Source organism: Actinomadura meyerae (assembly GCF_900188445.1).
In the GTDB taxonomy this organism is placed as follows: domain Bacteria; phylum Actinomycetota; class Actinomycetes; order Streptosporangiales; family Streptosporangiaceae; genus Spirillospora; species Spirillospora meyerae.
This window is the reverse complement of sequence record NZ_FZOR01000097.1, coordinates 1677-3075: the sequence shown is the minus strand read 5'-3', so window position 1 is coordinate 3075 and position 1399 is coordinate 1677. Positions and strand designations below refer to the sequence as shown.

The following is a 1399-nucleotide window of genomic DNA, read 5'->3' as shown; positions in this document are numbered from 1 at the left end:
GACAGTTCGACGTAGGAGCCGACGCCGAAGACGGGGTGGCGCTGCCGGATCTCGATCATTTTGCGGGTCCAGTGCAGCAGGGAGCCGGGGTTGTTGGCCTGTGCTTCGACGTTGACGGCTTGGTAGCCGTAGATGGGGTCCATGATGACGGGCAGGTAGAGGCGGGCGGGGTCGCACTGGGAGAAGCCGGCGTTGCGGTCGGGGGTCCATTGCATGGGGGTGCGGACGGCGTCGCGGTCGCCGAGCCAGATGTTGTCGCCCATGCCGATTTCGTCGCCGTAGTACAGGACGGGTGAGCCGGGGAGGGAGAGCAGGAGGGCGGTGAAGAGTTCGAGTTGGTTGCGGTCGTTGTCCAGGAGGGGGGCCAGGCGGCGGCGGATGCCGATGTTGGCTTTCATGCGGGGGTCTTTGGCGTATTCGGTGTACATGTAGTCGCGTTCTTCGTCGGTGACCATCTCCAGGGTGAGTTCGTCGTGGTTGCGGAGGAAGATTCCCCATTGGCAGGATTCGGGGATTTTGGGGGTTTGGGCCATGATTTCGGAGATGGGGTAGCGCTGTTCGCGGCGGACGGCCATGAAGATGCGGGGCATGACGGGGAAGTGGAAGGCCATGTGGCATTCGTCGCCGCCGGCGGCGGGGTCGCCGAAGTACTCCACGACGTCGGCGGGCCATTGGTTGGCCTCGGCGAGCAGGACGCGGTCGGGGTAGAGGCGGTCGACTTCGGCGCGGACGCGTTTGAGGTAGGCGTGGGTTTCGGGGAGGTTCTCGCAGTTGGTGCCTTCGCGGGCGTACAGGTAGGGGACGGCGTCCAGGCGGAAGCCGTCGATGCCCAGGTCGAGCCAGAAGCGCAGGTTCTCCAGCATGGCGTCCTGGACGTCGGGGTTGTCGTAGTTGAGGTCGGGTTGGTGGGAGAAGAAGCGGTGCCAGTAGTACTGGCCGCGGACGGGGTCGTAGGTCCAGTTGGAGGATTCGGTGTCGACGAAGATGATGCGGGCGTCGGGGTAGCCGGTGTCGTCGTCGGCCCACATGTAGAAGTCGCCGAACGGGCCGTCGGGGTCGGTGCGCGAGGCCTGGAACCAGGGGTGCTGGTCGGAGGTGTGGTTCATCACCAGGTCCGCGATCACCCGGATACCGCGCGCATGGGCCTGCTCGATGAGTTCCACGAAGTCACCGAGTTCCCCGAATTCGGGAAGGATGCTGGTGTAGTTCGCGATGTCGTAGCCGCCGTCCTTGAGCGGTGACTGGTAGATGGGCAGCAGCCACAGGCAGTCGATGCCCAGCCATTGCAGGTGGTCGAGTTTGGAGATGAGCCCGCGCAGGTCGCCGTAGCCGTCGTTGTTGGAGTCGGCGAATCCCCGCACCGACACCTCGTAGAACACCGCCGTCTTGAACCAGTGGG

1 protein-coding gene is annotated in these 1399 nt (G+C 64.8%); it reads right to left on the bottom strand.

All coding sequences use genetic code 11. The features are described from left to right. Positions 1 to 1399: maltose alpha-D-glucosyltransferase (treS, locus tag CHF16_RS39015; protein WP_089331221.1), on the bottom strand; the 1399-nt coding region annotated here is incomplete at both ends.